14 protein-coding genes are annotated in these 19806 nt (G+C 41.6%); 7 read left to right on the top strand and 7 right to left on the bottom strand.

What is annotated here, in order from left to right; translation table 11 throughout:
- Nucleotides 1-50 precede the first annotated feature (50 nt).
- The gene (locus tag OSCI_RS15225) at nt 51-1913 is read right to left on the bottom strand and encodes an alpha/beta hydrolase (protein WP_007355901.1); all 1863 of its coding nucleotides are present in this window, start codon (nt 1911-1913) and stop codon (nt 51-53) included.
- Nucleotides 1914-2260: 347 nt separating this feature from the next.
- On the opposite strand from OSCI_RS15225, the gene OSCI_RS15220 reads away from it, so the two are divergent.
- From OSCI_RS15220 to OSCI_RS15210, 3 genes are all read left to right on the top strand, one after another.
- Nucleotides 2261-3304: a tetratricopeptide repeat protein gene (locus OSCI_RS15220; protein ID WP_007355900.1), complete on the top strand. Its 1044-nt coding sequence runs from the start codon at nt 2261-2263 to the stop codon at nt 3302-3304.
- A gap of 161 nt (nt 3305-3465) precedes the next feature.
- Nucleotides 3466-5382: a CHASE2 domain-containing protein gene (locus tag OSCI_RS15215; RefSeq protein ID WP_019486836.1), complete on the top strand. Its 1917-nt coding sequence runs from the start codon at nt 3466-3468 to the stop codon at nt 5380-5382.
- Between the two features lie 425 nt (nt 5383-5807).
- On the top strand, nt 5808-8096 hold the full coding sequence (locus tag OSCI_RS15210) for an ABC transporter substrate-binding protein (RefSeq protein ID WP_007355898.1): 2289 nt from the start codon (nt 5808-5810) through the stop codon (nt 8094-8096).
- Between the two features lie 142 nt (nt 8097-8238).
- Here OSCI_RS15210 and OSCI_RS15205 read toward each other — a convergent pair whose 3' ends face one another.
- From OSCI_RS15205 to OSCI_RS15195, 3 genes are all read right to left on the bottom strand, one after another.
- Nucleotides 8239-9198, bottom strand: coding sequence for an NAD-dependent epimerase/dehydratase family protein (locus OSCI_RS15205; protein WP_007355897.1), 960 nt, complete (start codon nt 9196-9198; stop codon nt 8239-8241).
- A 285-nt stretch (nt 9199-9483) separates the two neighbouring features.
- A complete protein-coding gene (hemE, locus tag OSCI_RS15200) occupies nt 9484-10539 on the bottom strand; it encodes a uroporphyrinogen decarboxylase (RefSeq protein WP_007355896.1) in 1056 nt (351 codons plus the stop codon).
- 257 nt (nt 10540-10796) lie between these two features.
- Nucleotides 10797-11687, bottom strand: coding sequence for a carbohydrate ABC transporter permease (locus OSCI_RS15195; protein ID WP_007355895.1), 891 nt, complete (start codon nt 11685-11687; stop codon nt 10797-10799).
- Between the two features lie 60 nt (nt 11688-11747).
- On the opposite strand from OSCI_RS15195, the gene OSCI_RS15190 reads away from it, so the two are divergent.
- Complete coding sequence (locus OSCI_RS15190; protein WP_007355894.1) at nt 11748-12323, top strand: GNAT family N-acetyltransferase; 576 nt, start codon at nt 11748-11750, stop codon at nt 12321-12323.
- Nucleotides 12324-12336: 13 nt separating this feature from the next.
- Nucleotides 12337-13332 (top strand): type IV pilin-like G/H family protein, encoded by a 996-nt coding sequence (locus OSCI_RS15185; RefSeq protein WP_019486858.1) that lies wholly within the window; start codon nt 12337-12339, stop codon nt 13330-13332.
- A 221-nt stretch (nt 13333-13553) separates the two neighbouring features.
- On the opposite strand, the gene OSCI_RS15180 is transcribed toward OSCI_RS15185, so the two are convergent.
- Nucleotides 13554-14126 carry a DUF981 family protein gene (locus OSCI_RS15180; protein ID WP_007355892.1) on the bottom strand — a complete coding sequence of 191 codons (573 nt, stop codon included), beginning with the start codon at nt 14124-14126 and terminating at the stop codon, nt 13554-13556.
- Nucleotides 14127-14195: 69 nt separating this feature from the next.
- On the opposite strand from OSCI_RS15180, the gene purN reads away from it, so the two are divergent.
- A complete protein-coding gene (gene purN / locus OSCI_RS15175) occupies nt 14196-14864 on the top strand; it encodes a phosphoribosylglycinamide formyltransferase (protein WP_007355891.1) in 669 nt (222 codons plus the stop codon).
- 48 nt (nt 14865-14912) lie between these two features.
- Nucleotides 14913-15464 carry a dihydrofolate reductase family protein gene (locus OSCI_RS15170; RefSeq protein ID WP_007355890.1) on the top strand — a complete coding sequence of 184 codons (552 nt, stop codon included), beginning with the start codon at nt 14913-14915 and terminating at the stop codon, nt 15462-15464.
- Nucleotides 15465-15524: 60 nt separating this feature from the next.
- Here the strand turns inward: OSCI_RS15170 and OSCI_RS15165 are convergent, their stop codons facing one another.
- Nucleotides 15525-16487, bottom strand: a complete 963-nt coding sequence (locus OSCI_RS15165; RefSeq protein WP_007355889.1) for a GGDEF domain-containing response regulator — start codon at nt 16485-16487, stop codon at nt 15525-15527.
- 10 nt (nt 16488-16497) lie between these two features.
- Complete coding sequence (locus OSCI_RS15160) at nt 16498-19551, bottom strand: response regulator (RefSeq protein WP_007355888.1); 3054 nt, start codon at nt 19549-19551, stop codon at nt 16498-16500.
- Nucleotides 19552-19806 lie beyond the last annotated feature (255 nt).

Raw genomic sequence — 19806 nt, 5'->3', positions numbered from 1 at the left:
ATTAGCCATTAGCCATTAGCAATTAGCGATTAGCCATTAGCCATTACCAATCACTTCTTACAAAGCAATGGCTGACTCGGCCAAAAGCGGATAGAATTGTCAATCAAACTGTTAATTCCAGCTTCCATCTCTTCCTCAGAAATGTGCTGATTTGTTAGCAAAAACTTAACCACAGCAAAACTGGGAGTTTCAGTCCAAAAATATCCTCCATGAGCATCAATTTTACCGAATAAGAAAGAAACTATATTAATCAAGTCAATGGCGAGACTTGTAAACTTGTTTAAAGGCAATTTTACGCTATTGACTCCTCTCATTTCCGAACAATCGATATAGTTGAATTTTTCAAATAACTCATAAGCCGAAGTGGGGTTAGCTGCTAGTTGAGAACGAACCATAATGCGAATGTAAGGTGCATAACTTTTGGTCGTATCTTCCGATTTATTTACTGGTTTCGATCCTTCATTTACTTCTTTTAGATAAATATTTCCCAACCGCAAGCCAGACATTTCTAAACTGGGTTCAACCCACCAGTTAGCTAGAGTAGAAAGATAGCGGAGAACAATATCGCGATCGCTGGAAAATAAATAAATTTTCTGACAACGAAGAATAGCTGAACGTACATAATTATTACGTCCTTCCCGCAAAAACTCTAAAGGGATATCTGGTGCAGACATAATTAATTTATCCAATATTAAATAATCTCCAATCTCTCGCTTATCATCTACGTCTATATCATCTTTCCCAAATCTATCAGACAAAATTCGTAAGGAATTGACCACTACCAAAGCACCTAAACTGTGTCCCATTAAATTGACAGCAATTCTAGAATTACTCTTAGCTGCTTTAGCTTCTTTTTTGTCCTCACTTTCTGCTTCTACCTTCCCCGATCGATTAGAAAATTTAGCCTTGACTGATTGATTTTCATCTATTCCTAATGCTCGATCCAGCCGCCAAAAGAATTCAGAAAAATCGGGAGCTCCGTAGTGAATGGCCCGATAGCGATCGCGCTGATAAACAATGATCCGCATCATTTGTACCACTAACAGGGAGAGCATAAATACGGTGACAATAATCCAATGCCATTGTACTGCCAATTCTGCTGTCTCCCGAAACTTTAGCCATTGCCAAAAGTTAGCTAATTCTGGGAAGTAACCAAAAGATAAAAGTAGAGGTACTACTAACAGTTTAAGCAGAAAATATAACAAGGAACCAGAAATAAATGTTAAAACACCGAGGACAATCAAAAATTTGAGGATAATTCCCCAATTATAGCGATAGTCAGCCCAGAGTCCGGGACTGACAAGCGGTTTTTCGCTCGGCCAGTGATAGCCAATATAAAAATGATTTTCTTCCAAAGTCGCGATATTTTTAATCGGATCTTTGAGAGTTAATGACTCGGCTTCATTAATAAAATTATTATAGAAAATAGATCCAGGAGTCGCATAGCCGTGAATTCGCATCGTTAAGCGTTCGCATCCAGAAGATAAGACGATCTGAGCTAATTCATCAACATTAAATAGAGGTCGAAAACGCTTTGGTGGCAGTTCTCGGTCTATATTTAGAGAAGTGCTAGCAGTGCTGGTGACTAAAAATATATTAGGATGCTCGCAATCGGCGTAAATCTCGAAATTGCGACTGAAAGCTTGAGTAAATTGGCGATTATGCCAACGGTTGAGAGTGTTTATTACATAATCTACATTCACTTTTTCGGCAAACATGGGATACTGCTTCAAATCGCATAGCGATCGCAATCTAGTGACGATTTCCTCAGTAGTTGGACTGGCAGTGCCAGAGGGATCGGGATAAGCTAGCTGTACGATCCGTGCCTTTGTCCACCCGTCAGAGAAAGGAGCAGAATTGCGGATTATAGACTCTAACCAGTTGCAATCGTTTTTCCAAGTGTTATCATCCATATCTTTGATTAACTCAGGATTTAAGCAGAAATTACCCAAAAATACTATATACTATAGGGTATTCATTACTAGAGTTTCCCTGGAATGTTTGAGTAATTGCTTGTTTTGCTAGGGCGCATTTAAGCTGACTTCTACCTCCTCTTGACAAAATTCTCAGAAAAGCTTAGGCAACACCTATTTTAAAATTTGAATTTTCAATTAGTGGCAAGTTTTAGTCTGAGTTTGCTAGGGTGTATTTACGATCGAGACTGACTCTAATATTCCCGGTTGTTCTCAGTCGAAAGATGTAGAAATTGGCAGAAGACTCAATCGTAAAATTTACATCTTGCTAAAGGAGGATTCACTTGGTGTATTGCCATCACCACTTCCGTTATCTCGCAGCTATTGCGATCGCCATCTCACCTGTACTGACTGGAGGGGAAAGATCGAGCGCGATCGCCTTTGCGCCAATTCCAGGGGATGTTAGTCCCATCGCCGCCACAGACCGCAAAACAGAAGCAAACCAACTTTCTCAAAAGGGTGCTGAGCAATACCGCAAAGGTGAATTTCAAAATGCGGTGGAAACTTATCAACAAGTTTTGGCAATCCGCCAACAACTAGGGGACAAGAAAGGTGTGGGAGCAACCCTCAATAGTATCGGTGAAGTTTACACTGACATGGGGGAATATGACAAAGCAATGGAAGTTTTGCAGCAAGCTTTGGTCATAAATCGGGAAATAGGCGATCGCCGCAACATTGGTCATACCCTGAATCTAATCGGCGTGGTTAACCGCGCTGGGGATAAACTTTCTGTAGCGATGCAACTGCATCAACAAGCTTTGCAGCTAGCAAAAGCTGAAGGCGATCGCGCTGGAGAGGGAGAATCTCTCCACAACATAGCAGCAGTTTACGGCGACCAAGGTCAATACCCCAAAGCCCTAGAGTTTTACCAGCAAGCGCGGACAATTCGCACCGAAGTTGGCGATCGCCGCGACTTAGGCCGCACCCTCAACAACATGGGCGGCATTTATTACAACATGGGTCAGTATTCCAGAGCCTTAGAATTTTACCAGCAAGCTTTAGCAATTCGTCGGGAAATTGGCGATCGCGCAGGTGTCGGACGGCTTTTAAACAACATGGGGCTCACCTATCGCAAGCTCGGTAAAGATTCTCAAGCTCTGATCTATTTCCAACAGGCTATAGTGATGCTAGAAGCGATTGGCGACCAAACCAGCGTCGGACGCTTGCTCAACAACATGGGTGCCATTTACGAAAGCCTGGGTCAGTCCCCCAAAGCTCTAGAATCCTATCAGCGAGCCTTGCAGATCGCCCAAGACACGGGGGACAAAGTAGGAGAAAGCACGGCTTTAGATAGAATTGAACGATTAACAGGGCAAAAATCCGGGCAATGACTAATTGAAAGGGAAATTAAAAATTAATAATTAAAAATTAAAATTGGTGAGAGTTCATTTTTATTTTTTAATTGTTAATTGCAGGCTTGCGCTGCGCCGTAACGAGAAACCCAAGCCGATCGTCAGCATCAGTAGGGTTTTGTTTCATATCCAGGGCGATCGTGAAAATAAAGTTTCCCCGGTTGATTAAAAAATGGCCAGACTTCACAGGGCTATATGCAGTGGCGATCGCAACTGTAGCCGTGACAGGTTTTGTATTCGGAGTGCGTCAGATCGGAGGCTTGCAAACCTTAGAATTGATGGTTTTCGACTCAATGGTGCGACTTCAACCCGACCTGGGGCCAGACCCGCGCCTGCTAGTAGTCACGATCACAGAGGATGATAAAAAAGTTTTCAATCGACTGCCCCTTTCCGATGAAGTCATCGCCCGAGTGTTGGAAAAATTATCCCAGTTTCAACCGGAAGTTATTGGTATGGATTTGTACCGAGAGATCCCCTACGAACCTGGAAATAAAAGACTTACGGCCATCCTTAAGTCTCCGAAAATCATCGCCATTAAAAATCTCGGTGACGATCCATCTTTGGGAATTCCAGCACCCCCTGGAGTACCTCCAGAACGCATCGGCATTAACGACATTGTACTTGACCCCGACGGTACTGTACGCCGTAATTTAATGTTTGGTGGAAAAGACTTCTCATTTTCCCTACGGCTGGCGATGAGTTATCTGTCTGCTCGGAACATCATTCCCCAAAATGACCCGGATAATAAGAATCTGATCTATTGGGGGAAAGCAAGTTTTCTGCCTTTAAAAGCTAATTCTGGAGGGTATGAAAATATTGATGATAAAGGATATCAAATCCTGCTTAATTACCGCTCTCACGACTCTGGAGCGCAACAAATCAACATCTCCCAGCTATTGTATGGTCAGGTCGATCCCAAATTGGTGAAAGGCAAAATTGTGCTAATTGGCACTACAGCCCCCAGTAGCAGAGATTTGTTTTTAACGCCCTATAGTCCCGCTAAGGAAACAAGCCCGAAAATGCCAGGGGTGCTAGTTCACGCTCAAATGGTCAGCCAGATTTTGGATGCAGTTGCGGGCGATCGCCCTTTGTTCGGGTTTTGGCCAGAATGGGTAGAAATGCTCTGGATTGGTTCTTGGGCATTGGTTGGCAGCAGTCTAGCATGGTGTAGCCGCCATCCTCTGGCCTTTGCTCTGGGGTGCCCAACGCTGCTAGGTATCCTCTGCGCTATGGGTTTGGCGCTATTCATTGACTATAAATGGGTTCCCGTAGCTACTCCTGCTTTGGCTTTTATTTGTACAAGCGCAACGGTGGTAGCTTATCGAGCCCATCAAGTGCAGCAGCAGCAAAAAACTGTGATGCGGTTGTTGGGGCAGAATACTTCCCCAGAAGTGGCGGCGGTATTGTGGAAAAGTCGCGATCGCCTAATTGAAGATGGTAAATTGCCGGGGCAAAAGTTGGTAGCGACGATGCTATTTACTGATATTAAGGATTTCAGCACGATTTCGGAACAAATGCCACCAGAAAAGTTGATGGAGTGGCTGAATGAATATCTCAGTGTTTTGACTGAAGCAGTACAAAGCCATCACGGTATTATTAATAAGTTTACAGGGGACGGCATTATGGCAGCATTTGGCGTACCCATTCCTCGCACGACACCGAAGGAGATTGCACAGGATGCTAGGGCCGCCGTTTCTTGCGCTTTGACTATGGGCGATCGCCTTCATGCACTCAATCAGGATTGGCAGCAGCGAAAGTTACCAGTGATTCAAATGCGAGTTGGGATTTTCACCGGGCCAATAGTCGCTGGTAGTTTAGGAGGAAAAGAGCGATCGGAATATGGACTTTTGGGAGACAGTGTTAATATCGCTTCTCGGCTGGAAAGCTGCGAAAAAGATCGCCAATATGGTACTTGTCGGGTTTTAATTGCTCATCAAACTTTAACTCACATTCGGGGAGAGTTTTTGGTAGAACACTGGGGGCCTTTAGCTTTGAAGGGTAAGCATCAAACTGTAGATGTTTATCGGGTTATTGGGAAAAATAAGGTTAATGGCTAATTGCTAATTGCTAATTGCTAATTGCTAATTGCTAATTGCTAATTGCTAATTGCTAATTCAGAATTTACGCAAACAGATAACGAGGAACTCGCTAGCGATCGCAGTTCTGGTAGTTCTGCATCAATTTGGAATTGATAAGTAAATCCACCTAATTAAACATAACCCTCTTTTGTCACTTCGAGCAGAGAAAAAGGCTTTCGCCTTGCGATCGCTGGATTTTAGCCATTCTCAATAGTTTATGGTTCGCAAGGCGAAAGCCTTACAAACGAGTAGTTCCAGACAATTATCTCCCGAAAGTGACAAAAGAGGGATAAGATCGGGATGGCTAAAAAGATGCCTGCCTCCTGCCTCCTGCTATAGCAATCAAATCAGTATTGATAAAATACTTCCTTTACATTTTTATTCTTACAGAGTACGGAGTAAATATGCGTCGAAAAAAAGCAATCGTTTGGCTTGCCACAGCACTCTTAACGCTGATGGTAATTGTATTTATTGCTACCTTTAGCAAACTCAATCAAGAAAAAATAACTATAGCGATCGCGGCTCCCTTAAGTAATGTAGAGGAAGTAACCCAAAAAGTAGGCAGGTCATTGGTTCAAGGAGTGCAGCTCTACATCGACCAGGCAAACAGAAACGGCGGAATTCAAGGCAAATTATTGAAGTTAGATATCTATGACGACCAAGGGAAAGTAAATGTCGCGGAGAAAATAGCTAAAGATATTGTCCAATCAAAAGCAGTCGCCGTTATTGGCCACTATTCCAGTAGCATATCCAAAGCAGCGGGGAAAATTTATCAAGATACTGGTATTCCAGCGATCAGCGGTTCTGCTACTGCTAATGCAGTCACCGAAGATAATAATTGGTATTTTCGCACAATTTTTGCCGATAGCTTTCAGGGCAGATTTATCGCCAATTACCTGAAAAAGGTGATGGGGTATTCAAAAATAAGCATCATTCACGGCTACGATGCTTATGGTTTAGGCTTAGGTCAAACTGTTGATGCGACTTTTAGAGAATTGGGAGGAGAGATAATAAGCAAGTGGGAGCTACCAAAAAAACAAAGTCAAGCCACAGATAGGATGATTATTCAGGAATTGCAGGAACTAAAAAAACTTGGTAAAGTGCCGCAAGCTATTGTCTTGGCTACTAATCGCGATCAAGTGATTACATTGATTCCTGAACTCAAAAATAGTAATCTGAACATTCCCCTGTTTGGTGGTGATGATATAGGTGATGTGATTATTGCTCAAAATTTTGCCAAATTACCTGAAGAACAGAAAATTCCTGGTTTTTTTACTAACGGTCTTTATGCCACAGTTCCCATCATTTATGATGTTGCTGACGATCGAACTCAACAATTTAGAACAACATTTAAAGAGGTTTACGGAAATGCTCCAGGTTGGTCTGCTGCTGCTTACTATGATGCTGCCAGCGCAATTGCGGAAGGAATCGATCGGACTCTATTGACCTATAAAGAGTTACCAAAAGAAACTTTTACCGGGAAAAACATTAAAGAAGACCGTGAGTGGCTTAAAGAGGGTTTGCTGAGGATCAACAGCCCAGAAAAGGCTGTTAAAACAGGAACGAGAAGCTTTTATTTTGACGATGTACGTACTGCGGTTGTCCCTATTGCTATAGGAAGATTTGACAAAGGATCTCTTGTTTCAGCTTTTACCCAACTGCAAAAAATCACAAATCTTGAGACAGTTTCCGATAATCTAGAAGCAGAAATTAAGAACGGTAATATTTTGCAGATTGGCAAACAATACCTGCAAAAAACTGACATTGTTTATACAGGTCTTGACATCAATGAAGTTAGCTATCTAGACCAGAGAAACTCAACCTATGTGGTGGATTTTTATTTGTGGTTTGGATATAAAGGTAATCTGAGTCCCGAAAAAATTGAGTTTAGTAACTACGGGATCAGTCGTTTAGATTCTGGAGAAAAGTTAACTCTGGGCGAACCCATACAGCAAGGAGAAGAAAATGGCGTAAAATATAAAATATATAGAGTTAAAGCGGATTTTCATGAAGAGTTTGATTTTCACAATTATCCCTTTGACGAGCAGCGTTTAGCTGTCAGATTTCGACACGCAGACCTCACAAGAGATAAGCTAATTTATGCCATAGACTTAATTGGGATGCGAGATTCTACCACAGACAAATTGTCACCAGAATGGAAACAGAAGGTTTTTAAAGAAATTACCTCTTGGACTCCTCAAAGGATAACTTTTTTTCAGGATACTTTAGTGAATGATTCGACTTTAGGCTATCGGAAATTTACTACTAAATCAGACTTAGAATACTCCCAGTTCAATGCTGTCATCAATATCAAGAGAGAATTACTCAGTTTCAGTATCAAAAACTTGCTACCTCTTTGGTTCTTTGTTGCTGTGGCTTACTTGTTATTGTTTCTTCCTTTCGATCAACTTTCCGCCGAGGTATTGAGTGGTTTATTACTAGCTGTTGTCTTTTTCCATCTGAGTTTATTAGATGCTTTACCTGATGGAGTGGGTTACGTTGTTACTCTTGACTATGCGTTTTATTTAGTTTACGCCCTACTTGGTTTAGAGCTATTGATAGTAACTGTAGGAAATCAAGACAGGTTTCAAAACAGTGAAGTGCAGCTTAAAAAATTAATTTTATCGGGTAAAGTAGCATTTCCAGTAATTATATTAATTGGTTGTTGCTTGCTTTATTTCCTATATGTCTAGCTCGATCAACACTTGTATAAAAAGCGAGTATGGCATTTAGATCAAACAAGAATTAGCTTCGGGAATTTATGATAATTTAGAGGCTTTGAAAGAAAAAGTTATACCAAATCCGGGTTAGTCATCGCCTTTATATTGACCCAACTCATTCCTTACCTGGAACCCCACTTACTCTTAAAACATCTGCAAAATTAGTGCAGTAACTAGGCAATCCAAGACTCTGAGGATTCAGAGGTTCTTTATAGCTAAAATGGCGATATTCCAAACAAAATCTATCCCAAGGAGCCATCTGAATCTGGAACAGTACAATTAATAAATCTGCCAACCAAGGAGATAGAGTAATCCGAAAAAATATTTTTTTATTCAAATAAGCACAAGCTTCTTCTACTACCTGATTAACTGTTATTTCGGGATTTCCCAGGACAAACTTTCGCTTTTCTTTAGATGCGGGAGGATGTTCCACCAAGTAGCGGACTACCTCAGCAATATCCACACCGTGCATAAAGTGAAAACTCGCATCAGCTTTAAACCAGCGAATCACATTAATCCATTTTGCTACTTCCGGTATGCCTGATGATAGGTGAGAATAAGGTTTATTAGCATCGCCGCCTAATACCAACGTCGGAAAAACACTCGTAATCGGAGGTACATCTGTAAGTCGAGATAACTGCCACATACAGTCATATTTTGACCGAATATAGTCCGTTCCCAGTTGACCAGCTTCCTTAAGTAAATTGTTATTATGGTCGAGGATACTTGCAGTCGAAAAGTAAATAACTTGCTGGCAAGTCTGTGGCGAAAGTAACTTTATTAACTTCAGAGTTTTAACAACATTGGTATCAAAAACCTCCTGCGTGCCGCCCCAAGCTGTTGCAGCGAGAATTGCCACATTCATTGTTTTTAACAAATCTGTCAATTTATCCACATCTCGCAAGTCAGCTTGAATTATATTGATGCCAGGACGAGCATTCAAGTCAAAACCTAGCTTGTCCGGGTTACGGACTAGCAGATACAATTCATGGTCTGTATTTTGGATCAGGGTTTCGGCGATATAGTGACCAATGCAGCCGCTAGCACCTGTCACGAAAATCCGCTTGGGTTTCATTGCAGGAAGGGAGAAGAAGGATGGGAAGATGGGAAGATTGGGGAGATGGGGAGGATGGGGAGGATGGGGAGGGTTTACCTTCCTCATACTTTTAACTCCCCTTCTCTTTCATCTCTCCTACCTTCCCTTACTTATGTCAGGTGGAGACAGAAACAGGACTTACGCACTAAGTAGGAAAAACGTAGTTTGAGATTGCTTCCCTACGGTTGCAATGACAGAAAAACGTAGTTTGAGATTGCTTCCCTACGGTCGCAATGACAGAATTATGTTGTCCGTGCGTAAGTTCTAAGAAAGTAATTTGTCAGCTTGTTTTGCTGTTTTAAAGAAAAAGGCAACATTTTCTTCTGGTGTATTTTGCAAAACACCGTGTCCTAAATTCAGGATGTGGCCTTTGTTTCCTGCCTTGCGAATGGTTTCGAGAATGCGTTCCCGAATAAAATCTTTTGAGCCAAATAATACACAAGGATCGATGTTTCCTTGCACCCCAACTTTAGAACCGAGCCTAGCTCTTGCTTCGGCCATATCTACTGTCCAGTCTACACTAACTAGGTCAACGCCAGACTTGGGCATCCGCTCCAGTAGTCCAGCACTGCCATTAATATAAAGGATCAGAGGTGTATCTGGGTGAGTAGCTTTGACTTGCTCAACTACTTGGCGCTGATAAGGTAGAGCAAAGGTTTCGTAGTCTTGGGGACTCAACTGCCCCGCCCAAGAGTCGAACATCTGTACTACTTGTGCTCCGCAGTCAATTTGGTAGCGGACGTAAATAGCGATCGCGTCTGCTAATTTACTCAAAAATTGATGCAGCATTGCCGGCTCCGAAAAAGCCATGCCCTTAATCACAGTGTAGTCTTTGGAGCTCTTACCTTCAATAGCATAGGCTGCTAAAGTCCAAGGAGCGCCCACAAACCCTAATACTGTAGAGCGATCGCCCACTTCCTGCCGCAAAGTCTGCAAAATCTCCCGGATGAAAGGGAGTGACTCTGCTGGTTCCAGTGGGTGAAGCTTCTCGATTTGCTCCACAGAGCGAATCGGCGGGTCAATCATCGGCCCGCGACTTTCGACGATATCAAAATTAATGCCAATTCCAGGCAGGGGGGTCAAAATATCCGAAAATAAAATCACACCATCCGGTTCAAAAGCTCGAAAGGGTTGCAGGGAAATTTCCACTGCGATGTCTGTTTTTTCCGAGCGATCGCGAAAAGATGGATACTTATCTCTTAAATCCCGATAAGCTTTCATATAGCGACCCGCCTGCCGCATCATCCACACCGGCGGACGTTCTAACACTTCACCGCGTGCGGCCCGCAATAACAAAGGTACTTGGGTTGATCCGGCCATCTCTACTTTACTCTGAACTACATATTTAAAGGTTGTTGATAGCTTACCATCCCCAGATTCCCCTTTTTCATGCAAACCGCATTAAAAATTAAAAATTAAAAATTAAAAATTAAAAATTAAAAATTTTTGAATTGGTGAGATATTCTAAATTCATTGAAACCATTGATTCTATTCCGCTTCTCCCCTTCTTCCCATCTCTCCTAGATAACTAAATTTTCTTCCTTCTTCCTTCTTCCTTCTTCCTTCTTCCTTCTTCCTTAAGAATCTTCACCCCACATCTTTAACTGTAAATAAACTAACATTAAAGCTCCCACCATCAACAAAGTTGCCGCCGCTGCTGCATAACCGAAATCAAATTGAGCAAAAGCTTGGTCATAAATGTAATAAACTAGCAAATTAGTAGAGTTTAAAGGGCCGCCGCCAGTGATGACATAAACTTGCTCAAAACTTCTCAGAGTAAAAATAGCAGTAGTCACAATAACAAACACCAAAGTAGGTCGTAAACCCGGTAAAGTAATGTGCCAAAATTGCTGCCAAGCGCCAGCACCATCTAATTCTGCGGCTTCATAACGGTTGATAGGAATTGCTTGCAATCCAGCGATGAATATAACCATATTGAAGCCTAATTGCTTCCAAATACTTAACAAAATCAGCACTGGCATTGCCCAAATTGTACTATTTAACCAAGGCACGGAATTTAAGCCAAGAGAAATTAATAAATTATTAACGGGGCCATCTGTTTGAAATAGCCACCGCCAACTTAAGCCAACCGCAACTAGGGAGGTAATAGAAGGGATAAAATAGGCAGTACGGAGAAAACCTCGCAAGGCAAATGACCGATTTAATAATACTGCCAAGCCTAAAGGTATAATTAAACTGGGAATGACGGTGGCGACAGTAAAATAGAATGTGTTGCCAATAACTTGCCAAAAATCCGGGCTAATTAGCAGACGGGAGTAATTGTTAAGACCCACTAAATGCACGCCCGAACGGGTAAAACTACCAGCAGTAAAACTGAGGTAAAATAAATAAACGATCGGCCATAAGATAAAAGTACCCAGCAATATGAGAGATGGAGCTAGAAAAATCCAAGCTGCGATCGTGTCATTATCTAGCCAGTTAAAACGCCCAGGCTTAATCGGAACCATTCGCTTTTAGATTTTAACTTTGAGATTTTAAATTGTATCATAAGATCGTAGGAAATAAAAGTGGAAACTCAAGATATATTCCGAAATTTGAAAACTTTAGAAACTGAACGCTTAATCCTGCGAAAGATGACTTTAGAGGATGCGGAGGATATGTTCGAGTATGCTTCTGACCCAGATGTGGCAAAATACACTACTTGGGATGCTCATCAATCTATAAAAGATAGCAAATTTTTTCTAAAGATAGTCGTCGAGCGTTACAAAAATCGCCAGATTACTGACTGGGGTATTGTCCATAAAGGAGAGGGAAAATTGATCGGTACTTGTGGATTTGCGGAATGTCATCTATTTCACAGCCGCGCTGAGATTGGATATGCACTTTCTAGGAAATATTGGAGACAAGGATATATGAGCGAAGCAGTTAGTGCTATTATTAAGTTTGGCTTCCAGACAATGAATTTAAATCGAATTGAAGCTAGATGTGAAGTGGAAAATATTGCTTCAGCTCGTGTGATGGAAAAAGTAGGGATGCAATTTGAAGGTATCTTAAGGCAACATATATTTACTAAAGGTAAATACTGCGACTTAAAAATTTACTCGATTCTGAGACAGGATTTTTTTTGGGAACAATACGGTTAACAAGCAAGCTAAAGTGGTAAAATCTGGTAAACACCACAGTTTCACTTTAATGAGCAACATCTACTTCAACCTTCGTAAATTCCTAATTGCCTTTACCTTCTTACCTTTGAGTCTCGGCATGAGTGCGATGCCTCTGGCTGGCTACGCCTACGCACAGCAACCGCCAAGCTTAACTCTATCTCAAGATCCCGCCTCAATCAACTCTCGTGCTTCACAATTTGTAGGACAGTGGCGACTAAAAGATTATTTACCGATTCCGCTGACAGTTATTTTCACGCAAGACGGCAAAATATTTATTCTTCTACCTTCATATTTGACCTGGTTTTTTTCTTCAGGTTCTCCATCTTTTACTGGCGGAAATGTTAGTGCCTTTGAACTGAGTTACAAAATCAATTCGAGTACCCAACCTATGCAGATTGACGTGACATCACCAGGTGATGAGGGAACTTTAATGACAATTTTTGAGTTCACTCCTGATGGTCAAATGCGTATAGAATGGGAAGGTTTACGTCCGGGAGAATCGAGACCTACTGAGTTTAGTGCTGGTGCAATTTTTCTCGAAAAAGTGGCTAATACAACGGCTTTACCTCGGAATACTCAAATAGTTGATTTAGCAGCACAACGAAGACAGGGACGAGAATCAGAAGGCGAACAATATATTGGTTCTATGAACCGCGCTCAACAAGCTTTCTATGCCGAGAATGAAAAATTTGCTACAGAGATTGATGAATTGGGGTTAGGCATTGACAAGGAGACACAGAATTACCGCTATCAAATTGTACCCCAAAGCGGCTCTATTCCCAGCATAATGATGACTGCTGAAGCCAAGAATGCAGAACTAAAAAGCTACACAGGGGCGGTTTTTGTGATCAAAGTTAACGATGAAAATACAACTGTTTCTCTAACTTGCGGCACAGATAAACCATCAACTACACCACCAGCGATGCCAAGGGCTCCTAAGAGTGCAGAAGAGGAAATTAAATGTCCTGTTGGTTCCAGTCCTAAATAATAGTGAAATAGGGGGAAATAGGCATCGCACTGAGATAGGACTTACGCATCCTCTACCATTTTCTGTCATTGCGAGTGAAACGAAGCAATCTAAAACCCCGATCCTGTCGCTAAAATGCGTAAGTCCTGTGAGATAGTAACTGCTCCAAAAATCCGGCAATTCTTAACTGCTAACACGCTAGTTTCTATTACCTTCTACCTTATCCCCTCCCTCTTTTATTTCTACCGCATAGGATAGGGAACCCATTTAGAATAGTCAGCTAGATGACCCCAATAAGCCGTATAGCCAGTGAATGCCCAAATTAAAGCAGCAGCTACGAGTACAATACTACCAATTAGCCGTAGAGTATGATTAGTTCGCAGATAAAGCGCAGGTGCAGCGCAAATGCCGCTTAATCCTGATAAAATAAATCCTATTGCTGAGAGTATGGGCTGCCGAGTCAAACCCAAATTGAGAATTCGCAGACCAATTACTAAGGCAGCAACCCCAGCAAAAAAGGCGTAAATAGCCACAGTTAGCAAATCCCACTCATTGGCAAGAGATAAAGATGCGCTGATAAAAAGTATGCCGAATAAAACTGACATTTCGCCGAAGGCAATGTTAAAGCTACCGGGAAGAGGCCAAGTAAAAATCATGTGTAAGCCAGTTGTGAGAGCGATCGCGCCAGTCATTCCAAAACCGGGAATCCACCGTTTTTGCTGCGTACCGTCGAGTCCCAGGTAAACGTAGGATGCGAGTATAAACAGTCCTGCTACCATATTGATGAGCATCAATGGAATATAGTTAACAAACATTAATTTAAGTTCCTTAACGAGAGATAATGGCAATATATTCTCATTCTATTAGCTTCTATCATTCGCTGCATGAGTACCATTTCTGCACTAGCTAATTCCAATACCAGTTTGATTTCGCCGAGCTTAGAGCCATGTTTGCTTGCACAGGGAGCCCCGTTAAAACTGGGAATTCTCGCTTCTGGTAGTGGTAGCAATTTTGAGGCAATTGCTGAGGCGATCGCGAATCGACAACTCAACGCTCAAGTTCAAGTTGTAATTTACAATAATCCCGATGCCAAAGTTGGAGCGCGAGCTCAAAAATTTGGTGTCCTCGCGATTCTTCTCAACCACCGCGACTACACTAGCCGCGAAGAGTTAGATGCAGTAATTGTCAAGACTTTTCAAGAATATAATGTCGAATGGGTAATTATGGCCGGCTGGATGCGAATTGTTACTCCAGTTTTACTCGATGCTTTCCCCCAAAAAGTTATTAATATTCACCCCAGTTTATTGCCTAGTTTCCCCGGAATTCGAGCTGTGGAACAAGCACTCAAAGCCGGAGTTAAGATTACTGGTTGTACGGTTCATATCGCTTGTTTAGAAGTTGATAGCGGCCCGATTTTAATGCAGGCCGCAGTGCCAGTATTGGTAGATGATACGCCAGAAACCTTACACGCTCGGATACAGGTGCAGGAACATAAAACTTTGGTAGGCGCGATCGCACTTTTAGCGGCTAGGCGTGCTGAAAATTTAGAATAGGTAAAATTTCTCTCGATCGGGGAGTTCTGATAAATTTGGGATGAAACTATGCGGAAAATACGGTTGTTTATTGCATCTAGTCTAGACGGCTACATTGCAAGAGCATCAGGGGATGTTGATTGGTTATTCACTGACTCTGACTACGGTTACGATCAATTTTTTGCCCAAATTGACACCTTAATTATGGGTAATAAGACGTATCAACAAATCCTTGGTTTTGGAGAATATCCCTACAAAGGTAAGGAAAGTTTTGTATTTTCTAACTCTCTTGCTGGCACCAAAGATAACAATGTAGAATTTGTGGGAGGGAATTTGGAAGAATTTATCCATAAGTTGCGTAATATGAAGGGCGGTGATATTTGGTTAGTTGGCGGAGGCCAGACAATTCATTATTTCTTGAAATATGGTTTTATCGATGAACTTATTCTCTCGATTCACCCTATGATTCTAGGGAAGGGAATACCGCTAATTGTAAACGATCCTAACCTAGAAACGGCACTTAATTTGAAAGATGTAATCCAATATAATTCTGGGTTATTGCAAGTCTTTTACGATTTGAAAATAAAACCCGCAGACTTAAGTCGATCGGGCAATGGGTAGTTGGTAATTTGTCATCCCCTTATGAAAATTTATCCAACCATATTATTTAAGTAGTTACATTCAATGCTTCTTAATCCCTTTACTACGTTTCTGTTCGTACATTAATTCATCAGCCTCTACCAGCAATTGTTCTAGTGAAATGCTTTTATCTAAAACGCATTCCTTCACACCAATACTCATAGATAATTGATAGGAACGAGCGTTTTCTTGGTTAAAGCGATCGAGAGCTGCTTGTAGCCGAGTTTGATAGTTATCTGTATCAACTGAACAGGCGGGGATAAATATTACAAATTCATCACCTCCTAAGCGAGCAACGATATCAGAATCACCAAAGGTTTGCTTTAATATGTAAGCTGCTTCAGCGAGGATTCTATCTCCAATTTCATGACCTAAAGAGTCATTAATTTTCTTTAAACCATCTAAGTCAGCAAACAAAAGACAGCAGGACATCTGTGTACGTTTGGCGATTTTTAGCTGCTGATTTGCGAGTAAAAAAAAGCCGCGTCTGTTATATACGCCTGTTAATTCATCAGTCATAGATAGCTGCCTTACCTCTGCTTCAGCTCTCAAACGCTCTTGGATTTCCTGCTCTAAAAGTTGATTTTGTTTAATGAGTTGGTGGTATTGCTGTTGAATAAGTAATTGATTTCTCACTCGCATCAGCACTTCTTGCTCTTGAAAGGGTTTAGTAATGTAATCCACAGCACCCATTTCAAAGGCCCGAACTTTATCATTTACCCGATCGAGGGCACTAATAAAGATAATGGGAAGGTCTTGTGTGGCTTCAGATTCCTTTAGCTGCTGACAAACTTCATAGCCATTCATATCTGGCATATTGATGTCTAATATAATCAAATCTGGGGGGTCGCGATAGGCAGCCTGTAGTGCCATTTTACCATTGAGCGATTTGCGAACAATGTAACCCTGAGACTCCAATATTTTTGATAATAATCGTAAATTATCGGGGTTATCATCTACGATTAAGATATTTGTTTCAGCCGCAGATTTTAGTACAATATTCATATTTATCTCCTTAAGCCTGGGTGAGAATTGCAATCGCCTCTAACTGGAAGCGATCGACTAGATTGGTCAAAGATTCTAATAGGAATTCATTCTCACTAGGAATTTGAGCAATCAGTTGGCGGAGGATCGTATCGTTGAGATCTAAGGCTGCTTCATTGACTTGAGTAACCCACTCTAACGGCATTATTTTCAAATCTTGTGGGGAGAGGGTTCTGGGTTCTAAAGTTGCAAACTCTGGCCTTAATGGGGATGTTTGAGCGTAACAGTAACGGACTCCCAAATAATGTGCAATTTTGTCGAAGAGTATGGTTTCAGTGAACGGTTTAGCGATATAGTCATCGCATCCCGCTTGAAGACTGGCAGTGCGGTCTTCTTCAAAAGCATAGGCCGTCAAAGCTACGATCGCCACATTATCCTGTACACCCCTAGCCCGAATTTGACGAGTTGCTTCATAGCCGTCCATCTCAGGCATTTCAATATCCATAAAAATCAAATGAGGATGCCAATCTTGCCAGCAGGCGATCGCTTCAATCCCGTTGGTAACGGCACAGACTTCAAATCCAACTGACTCCAGCAGTGTTACCAGCAAATGCCGATTTACTAGAACATCCTCTGCTACCAAAATTCGGTAGTTAGGTTGTCCCGCTTCCAAACTGATAACGTGCTGGTTAACTTTAGATTCTATCAGATCGACGGATTCCGCTCGATGTAAGATCGCTTTACAAGTAAAGATTGAGCCTTGATTTAAGCTGCTTTGTACGGTGATATCACCGCCCATCAAACGAGCAAACTGACGACTAATAGATAGGCCTAAACCCGTTCCTTGAGCATGGCGACCTCGCTCGGTTTGCATAAAAGCTTCAAAGACGGATTCAAGATCGCACAAAGCGATACCGCATCCCGTATCTTCAACTTCAAGATAGAGTGCGATCGCAGATCCTAAAGCTTCCACCTTTGATGAATCGATCGCATCATCTATTTCTGGGATGACTTTTATCCTCAAAGTAATACTGCCATTAATCGTAAATTTGATTGCATTGCTAAGCAAGTTAATCAAAATTTGGCGAAGTTTTGCCTGATCGCCATAGACATAGGGAGGAACGTTAATTTCCTGTTCAATTCTGAGCATCAACCCTTTTTCAGACGCTTTGAGAGCAAACATCTCCTGAATAGAATGGATGAATCGGACAATATCGAAGCAAGATTCTGTCAGTACCAATTGACCAGCTTCAATTTTAGACATCTCCAAAACATCATTAATTAAGGTCAGTAAATGTTCTCCACTGCGACTGATAATTCCTAGATGCTCTTGAAACTCAGGTGGGATATTTTGGCTGCGGCTCATAATTTGCGTAAACCCCAAAATTGCGTTCATCGGAGTCCGCAATTCGTGGCTCATTTTAGCAAGAAACTGGCTTTTGGCACGGTTGGCGATCGCCGCACGTTCTGCTGCTTGTTCTAATGCTGCCTGGGAAAATTCTAACATTGCTAGCATCAGAGTATTTCGCATCTCAGCAGCAGTTTGAAGCTCCTCAACCCGCCAGGGGTAAGATTTTTCTTGCACTATTTCTTTCCACAGTTGAAAGGAGTTACGGGGACAGGGTTGTATTTCTCCAACTTCATCGATTGCGATCGCAGCTTGAGGATTACCTGCCCAATTGATCGTTTGAAATTGTTCTGGTCGGAACCAGATAATATGGTAAGACTTTTGTTTAACATGGTTGAGGGAAATAGAAATAGCTAGAATCCCGCTAGCTTTATCTTTAAACTCCTTTGCAGTAGGATAGAGATTAGACAAAAAATTAGTAGCAAATACTCGTTCCGTGTTATGCTGCACCAACCAGTTTAGCAGTTCCTGCACTTCAGCTTCTGAGGGCGTTTGCCCTATTAAAGTTAGCTGTCCGTCCAGCAAAATTGCCGCTCCATAAGCACGAACTAAAACCAGCAATTGCACCGTATTTTTAGTCAAAACCTGTTCAATAAAGTTCGCTTCTCGTAATAATTCCCGCTGAAGTTCATCCTGAATACCCTTGACTTGCATTCGGTAAAGACGCAACTCTTTCTCTTGCTGATACAATAATTCCAGAGAAGCAAATCTTCCTAATAGTTCGCAGGCCTTGCGAGTTTCATAATCTACTAATTTAGGGCTATAGTGCTGACAGGCGATTAATCCCCAGAGGCGTTTGTCATCGATCAAGGAAATTGTCATCGATCCATGAACGCCAATATTTTGTAAGTATTGAATGTGACATGGAGAAACTCCTCTTAACGTACAATTGCTCATATCTACCAATTGATTTGTCAGAGGATGTTTGCTAGGAACAATCTGTACAGGAGTGTAATTAATATTGGGAACTTGTAGCACCCAGTTGTGGCAAAATAACGATCTGCATTGCTTAGGAAAATCAATGGCTGGATAGTGAAATCCTAGATAACTTTCTATAATATTTTCCTTTGCCTCAGCAATTACTACCCCAGAATCATCACTTTCAAAACGGTAGACCATAACGCGATTGAACCCAGTCATTTTCTTTACTTCTCTAGCAATGATCTGAGCTAAATCGGAGAGATTCATCGCATTCCGCAGATCGACAATTGCTGCTTGCAAGCAATGAGAAAAATGGGTTGAATAACTACTTTCTTGAGCGGAGGATGGCACAAGTTCTAATATTAGTGCATCAACAATTCGATGCAACACGCCTGTAAATCTTTGGCTTTGATATTCCTGTTCTTTTTCTACACTCACCCGATTGGCTTTTAGCTCAAGTGGATTGTAGTTTTCTGCGTTATCTTTGGTCAGGATATCACTAATTTTATTCAGTTGTTCGCGACCAAATAATAATTCCAAAGGTTGACCAAGTAATTTTTCTGCTGGGATGCCAAAAAACTGTTCTACATTTTCACTGCTTTGCAAAATTTGCAAGTCTGGTTCTTGTAGTGTTAAGAGAATGCCATGAGGTTGAATATGATCGGGAATGTACACATATTCATCAGTATGCTTTTCTAAAGCTGTCAGTTGTGAAGGAGTGAAATTTCGGAGTTCTTTGGCATTCAGAGGTTGCATAGTTACAGTCAGCGTTGTCGTGGACAGAGGAAGAAGGGGCTAGGGGCTAGGGGCTAGGGGCTAGGGAAGAAAGGGAAAGAGGGGCTACGATGCTATGATTCTCAGGAAAGAAGAGGAAGAAGGGAATAGAATCAGCGAGTTTGGTGGAACTCAGAACGTCTTAACTACCAAGAAGGTTGATAGAGTTTTTGATTTTCTTTGTTTACAAATTTGAGTTATACTAATTTCACACCTCAACCTAGATTTTGAGGTTAA

Source organism: Kamptonema sp. PCC 6506 (genome assembly GCF_000180455.1).
GTDB classification, from domain to species: Bacteria; Cyanobacteriota; Cyanobacteriia; order Cyanobacteriales; family Microcoleaceae; genus Kamptonema; species Kamptonema formosum.
The sequence above is the reverse complement of the archived record's forward strand: the minus strand, read 5'-3'. Positions and strand labels throughout refer to the sequence as shown.